We start from the raw sequence: 6,050 nt of genomic DNA, 5'->3' as shown, positions 1-6,050 counted from the left end.
CCTGTATGGGCAGAAGTCGTACCGAAAGGAGCGGTGGACTGTACAGGAGAGAGTATGCTGGCATAAGTAGCGAGAACTAAGTGAGAATCTTAGTGGTCGAAAATCTAAGGTTTCCTGAGGAAGGTTCGTCCGCTCAGGGTAAGTCGGGACCTAAGCCGAGGCCGAAAGGCGTAGGCGATGTACAATCGGTTGATATTCCGATACCACCAAACAACGTTATCAGAAATGGGATGACGCAGAAGGATAGGATGTGCACACTATTGGATGTGTGTCTAAGCACTGAGGATGAATACATAGGCAAATCCGTGTATTCTTAAGTCTAGGGTGTTACGGGGAAGCAAATTTATTTGCGAAGTATCTGATTTCATGCTGCCAAGAAAAGTCTCTATCGAGGAGTTTGGTGCCCGTACCGCAAACCGACACAGGTAGATGAGGAGAGAATCCTAAGACCATCGGAAGAATTGCTGTTAAGGAACTCGGCAAATTGACCCCGTAACTTCGGGATAAGGGGTGCCTACGAGAGTAGGCCGCAGAGAATAGGCCCAAGCAACTGTTTATCAAAAACACAGGTTTCTGCTAAAGCGAAAGCTGATGTATAGGAGCTGACGCCTGCCCGGTGCTGGAAGGTTAAGGGGAATGCTTAGCGCAAGCGAAGGCATGAACTTAAGCCCCAGTAAACGGCGGCCGTAACTATAACGGTCCTAAGGTAGCGAAATTCCTTGTCGGGTAAGTTCCGACCCGCACGAATGGCGTAATGATTTGGGCACTGTCTCAACAGCAAATCCGGCGAAATTGTAGTGCAAGTGAAGATGCTTGCTACCCGCGATTGGACGGAAAGACCCCGTAGAGCTTTACTGTAGTTTAGCATTGAGTTTCGATATTGTCTGTACAGGATAGGTGGGAGGCTAGGAAATAGTTTCGTCAGGGACTATGGAGCCATCCTTGGGATACCACCCTGACAGTATTGAGATTCTAACCGGAGGCCATGAAGCTGGCCACGGGACATAGCTAGATGGGCAGTTTGACTGGGGCGGTCGCCTCCGAAAGAGTAACGGAGGCGCCCAAAGGTTCCCTCAGCGCGGTTGGAAATCGCGCGAAGAGTGCAAAGGCAGAAGGGAGCCTGACTGCGACACAAACAAGTGGAGCAGGGACGAAAGTCGGGCTTAGTGATCCGGTGACACCTCGTGGGAGGGTCATCGCTCAACGGATAAAAGCTACCTCGGGGATAACAGGCTGATCTCCCCCAAGAGTCCACATCGACGGGGAGGTTTGGCACCTCGATGTCGGCTCGTCGCATCCTGGGGCTGAAGTAGGTCCCAAGGGTTGGGCTGTTCGCCCATTAAAGCGGCACGCGAGCTGGGTTCAGAACGTCGTGAGACAGTTCGGTCCCTATCCGTCGCGGGCGTAGGAAATTTGAGAGGAGCTGTCCTTAGTACGAGAGGACCGGGATGGACTGACCTCTGGTGTATCAGTTGTCGCGCCAGCGGCACGGCTGAGTAGCTATGTCGGGAAGGGATAAACGCTGAAAGCATCTAAGCGTGAAGCCCCCCTCAAGATAAGATTTCCCATAACATAAGTTAGTAAGACCCCTGAAAGAACATCAGGTTGATAGGTTAGAGGTGTAAGGATGGTAACATTTTTAGCTGACTAATACTAATAGGTCGAGGGCTTGACCAATATAAATTACTATGCAATTTTGAAAGTACAAAATACTTTCAAAAAAATTGGCTGATGAAGTCAATCATAAAAATATATCCGGTGATAATTGCTTGGTTGTAACACCCGTTCCCATTCCGAACACGAAGGTTAAGAGCCAACGCGCCAATGGTAGTGCAGGGGCAGCTCTGTGTGAGAGTAGGTCGTTGCCGGGTAATTTATTTTATGGCCAGTTAGCTCAGTCGGTAGAGCAGAGGACTGAAAATCCTCGTGTCCCTGGTTCGATTCCTGGATTGGCCACCAAAACTCAAGTTTGTACTTGAGTTTTTTTATTTTTACCTTCATAATTTAAAGAGTAACTTGAAAAAATAAGAGTTTATTTTTGTTAATGTTTGTTTATGATTTTAAAAATGATTGAAAATGCTTAAATGAGATTAAACTTGAAAGAATTTTTAAAAAAGTACGAAAAATATATTGACATAATGTTTGAATTCGTTTACAATATAATTAAACAAACAGAAATAAACACAAATAAATATAAATAGGAATGGTGTTAATATGTTTGCAGAAGAAAGACAAAAAAATATAAGCTTAATTTTAAATAACAATGGAAGTATTAAAGTGAACGAGCTTTCTGAATATTTTAATGTATCAGAAGCCACAATAAGAAGAGACCTTCAAGAAATGGAAGAGAAAAAACTTCTTAAAAGAACTCATGGTGGTGCTGTAAGGGTTGATATAACCAACTTTGAACCATCGTTTTTAGACAAAAAGGATGAAAGACAGGATGAAAAATTAGCTATTGCTAAAGCAGCAGCAAGTATGATTAAGGATGGAGACACAATAATTCTTGATTCAGGTACTACTACATTACAAATAGCAAAGAATATAACAGCTAGAAATGTAACAGTGATAACAAATTCTATAGATATAGCAGAGGAACTTTCAAACAACAAGGATTTGGAAATCGTTGTAACTGGAGGAACATTAAGATTTAAAACAAGAGCTATGGTTGGACATATATGCGAAAAAACTTTCAGCTATTTCAGGGTTGATAAGGCATTTATGGGGGCTAATGGAATATCTTCTGTGGAAGGTATAACTACACCAAATTTTACGGAAGCACAAACTAAAAAGGCTATGATAAACGCTGCAAATAAAGTTATTGTTGTAGCGGATAGTTCAAAAATTCAAAATGTTTGCCTTTCTGTTATTTGCCCTATATCTGATGTTACATCGATAATTACAAGTGGAAGCATACCACAAGAAATAGAGAGTGAGTTTAGGGATAAGGGTATTGATGTCATAATAAGCAAATGAAAATGGAGGTGTTTTAATCTTGGTAATTACAGTTACATTAAATCCCGCAATGGATAAAACTCTTACGATTGATAATTTTACATTAGGCAAAGTAAATAGAGTAACTAAAATTAGGTATGACATAGGTGGAAAAGGTATAAATGTATCTAAGGTTTTAAGAAATTTTGGTATAGATTCAAATTGCACTGGATTTCTTGGAGGTATTTTAAAAGATACCTTTGAAAAAGAATTACAAAGCAATAATATAAAAAATGATTTTATTGAAGTAAGCCAAAATACAAGAACAAATACAAAAATAGTAGATAATCAAAACAAAATTTATACTGATGTTAATGAAGCTGGACCTATAATTACTGAGTTTGAATTAAATAGTTTAATAGAGAAATTTAAAAGCATTTGCTCAGAAAAAGATATAGTTGTATTATCAGGTGGTGTTAGTCCAAATGTACCAAAGAATATATACGGCACATTGACTAAAATAGCTAAAGAAAAAGGCGCTTTTGTAATTTTAGATGCAGAAGGAGAGCTTTTAAGAGAAGGTATAAAGGAAAAGCCAGATATTATTAAGCCAAATGATCATGAATTTGAAAACCTTTTAAGTAAACGATTTGATAGCGAAAATGATATGATATATGAGGCTAAAAAGCTTATTGATTATGGATTAGATAAAGTTTTGATTTCACTTGGAGAAAAGGGAGCTATATTTGTTACAAATGGAGAGGTAATATATGGTAAAGGACTTAAAGTACCGGTAAAAAGCACTGTTGGTGCAGGTGATTCTATGGTAGCAGCATTAATTTATTCAATGATAAATGGGTATAATAATGAGGAAACACTAAAGTTTGCAATAGCAACAGGTGGTGTAACTGTTTCACTTGAAGGCACACAAGCATGCAGCTTGGAAGATGTAAAAAAGTTAATAAAAAATGTAGATATAGAAATTAGGAGGTAATGATAATGGGAACTAAAGAAATGTTTTCAAGAAATAGGGTAGAATTTGATTTAAAAGCTAATACTAAGGATGAGGTTTTAGATGAATTAATAGAAATATTATATAAAGATGATAAGGTAACTAATAAAGAAGAGTTAAAAAACGCAGTTCTAAAAAGAGAAGAAGAATTTTCAACAGGTATAGGAATGGGAATTGCAATTCCACATGGAAAATGCGGTGCTGTAAAGGAAGCAACTATAACTTTTGGATTGAGCAAAAAAGGAATAGATTATAAATCAATGGATGATGAACCAGCACATTTATTCTTCTTAATTGCGGTTCCAACAGAATCAAGTGATGTTCATCTTAGAGCACTTAGTGAAATATCAAGAAAACTTATGCATGCAGATATCAGAGAAAAGCTATATAATGCAACTAATTTTGATGAATTTATTAAAATATTTGAGTAATACTAAAAACAGGACTTCCAGTATTAATACTTTAAAATAAATTAAGTTATTTGAGGAGGAATATTTATGAAAAAACTAGTAGCAATAACGTCTTGTCCTACTGGTATTGCACACACTTATATGGCTGCAGAGGCGTTACAAATGGCAGCTAAAGAAATGGGGATTGGCATAAAAGTAGAAACTCAAGGTTCGGTAGGAGCAGAAAATGTAATAAGTGAAAGTGATTTAAAGGAAGCCGATGCTGTTATCATAGCAGCAGATACAAATGTAGATAAGTCAAGATTTGTAGGGAAACCATTAATTGAAGTACCTGTTAAGGATGCAATTAAGGATTCCAAAGGGCTCATAAATAGGGCACTTGAAACAAAATCAGTATATAAAGATAGTGAGAAAAAAGAAGAAGCAACTGAAAGTAAGTCAGAATCAAGAAAAGGTATTTACAAGCATTTAATGACAGGTGTTTCATTCATGATACCATTTGTTGTTGCAGGAGGATTACTTATAGCAATTGGATTTGCAATTGGAGGAATTTATGTTTTCAAGACACCTGGTACTTTAGGAGAAACTATATTTAGTACAGGAAAACAAGCATTTGCACTTATGTTACCTGTTTTAGCAGGATATATATCATACTCTATAGCTGATAGACCGGGACTTGTACCAGGTTTTGTGGGCGGCGCACTTGCAAGTACTATAGGAGCAGGATTTATAGGAGCACTTCTTGCTGGTTTCATTGCAGGTTACACAGTAGTATTAATTAAAAAGTATATTAGACTTCCTAAGTCTTTAGATGGATTGATGCCAGTTTTGGTAATACCAGTACTTTCAACCTTAATTATAGCACTAATAATGGTATTTATTTTAGGTAACCCAGTTAAGGCAGTAAACGATGGTTTGGCAGCATTCTTAAAAGGTTTACAAGGTACAAACGCAGCACTTCTTGGAATAGTATTAGGAGCTATGATGGCATTCGATATGGGTGGTCCATTTAACAAAGCAGCATATGTATTTGCAACTGGAACATTAGCAACTACAGGTACTACAATAATGGCAGCTGTTATGGCAGCTGGTATGGTTCCACCTCTTGCAATAGCACTTTCTACTGTAATAACTAAGAATAAATATACTGAACAAGAAAGAGAAGCAGGTAAGGCAGCTTGGGCTTTAGGATTATCATTCATAACAGAAGGTGCTATACCATTTGCAGCAGCAGATCCACTTAGAGTAATACCTTCTATAATGGTAGGTTCAGCAGTAACAGGAGCTTTATCAATGGCATTTGGAGCAACACTTGCAGTTCCTCACGGTGGAGTTTGGGTATTATTTATACCACATGTAGTAAGCAACCTTGGAGGATATATCATATCAATACTTGCAGGTACAGTTGTTGGAGCAGCAATACTTTCAGTAATAAAAAAGAAAGTTGCATAATAGAATTTATTAAAAAAATAGAGATACCAAGTGTAAAGGTATCTCTATTTTTTTATATACTGAATTAATGTTAATAAATCCAAAATATTGTTATTCAAATAAAGCGTTTAGTATCATATAGTTTATATATAGGAGCATGTTAAAAATATAGGCATTTTTTTACGAGCCGTTCATGAGGTTTATGTGTGGCATAGTAAAATTTAAAGTATATCTTTTTCACATCCACCTATAGATAACGTTTA

At 37.6% G+C, this 6,050-nt stretch carries 4 protein-coding genes, 1 tRNA gene and 2 rRNA genes (1 of these 7 cut by a window edge); all 7 read left to right on the top strand.

The genetic code is table 11. The features are described 5' to 3' along the window. A 23S ribosomal RNA gene (locus CUEA01_RS23490) occupies positions 1-1,677 on the top strand (it extends 1,230 nt beyond the left edge of the window). Positions 1,678-1,754: 77 nt separating this feature from the next. Then, positions 1,755-1,871: ribosomal RNA gene (rrf, locus tag CUEA01_RS23485) — 5S ribosomal RNA — on the top strand. A 12-nt stretch (positions 1,872-1,883) separates the two neighbouring features. Next, positions 1,884-1,959 (top strand) — tRNA-Phe (locus CUEA01_RS23480). A gap of 255 nt (positions 1,960-2,214) precedes the next feature. After that, positions 2,215-2,976 carry a DeoR/GlpR family DNA-binding transcription regulator gene (locus CUEA01_RS23475; RefSeq protein WP_234124734.1) on the top strand — a complete coding sequence of 254 codons (762 nt, stop codon included), beginning with the start codon at positions 2,215-2,217 and terminating at the stop codon, positions 2,974-2,976. Positions 2,977-2,995: 19 nt separating this feature from the next. After that, positions 2,996-3,928, top strand: coding sequence for a 1-phosphofructokinase (gene pfkB, locus CUEA01_RS23470; RefSeq protein ID WP_234124733.1), 933 nt, complete (start codon positions 2,996-2,998; stop codon positions 3,926-3,928). A 5-nt stretch (positions 3,929-3,933) separates the two neighbouring features. Further along, positions 3,934-4,377 (top strand): PTS sugar transporter subunit IIA, encoded by a 444-nt coding sequence (locus CUEA01_RS23465; RefSeq protein WP_234124732.1) that lies wholly within the window; start codon positions 3,934-3,936, stop codon positions 4,375-4,377. Between the two features lie 66 nt (positions 4,378-4,443). Next, positions 4,444-5,808, top strand: coding sequence for a PTS fructose transporter subunit IIC (locus CUEA01_RS23460; RefSeq protein WP_234124731.1), 1,365 nt, complete (start codon positions 4,444-4,446; stop codon positions 5,806-5,808). The last annotated feature ends 242 nt before the right edge of the window (positions 5,809-6,050 follow it).

Origin of the sequence: Clostridium hydrogenum, from assembly GCF_021432385.1 — a bacterium.
Taxonomy (GTDB): domain Bacteria; phylum Bacillota; class Clostridia; order Clostridiales; family Clostridiaceae; genus Clostridium_S; species Clostridium_S hydrogenum.
The sequence above is the reverse complement of the archived record's forward strand: the minus strand, read 5'-3'. Positions and strand labels throughout refer to the sequence as shown.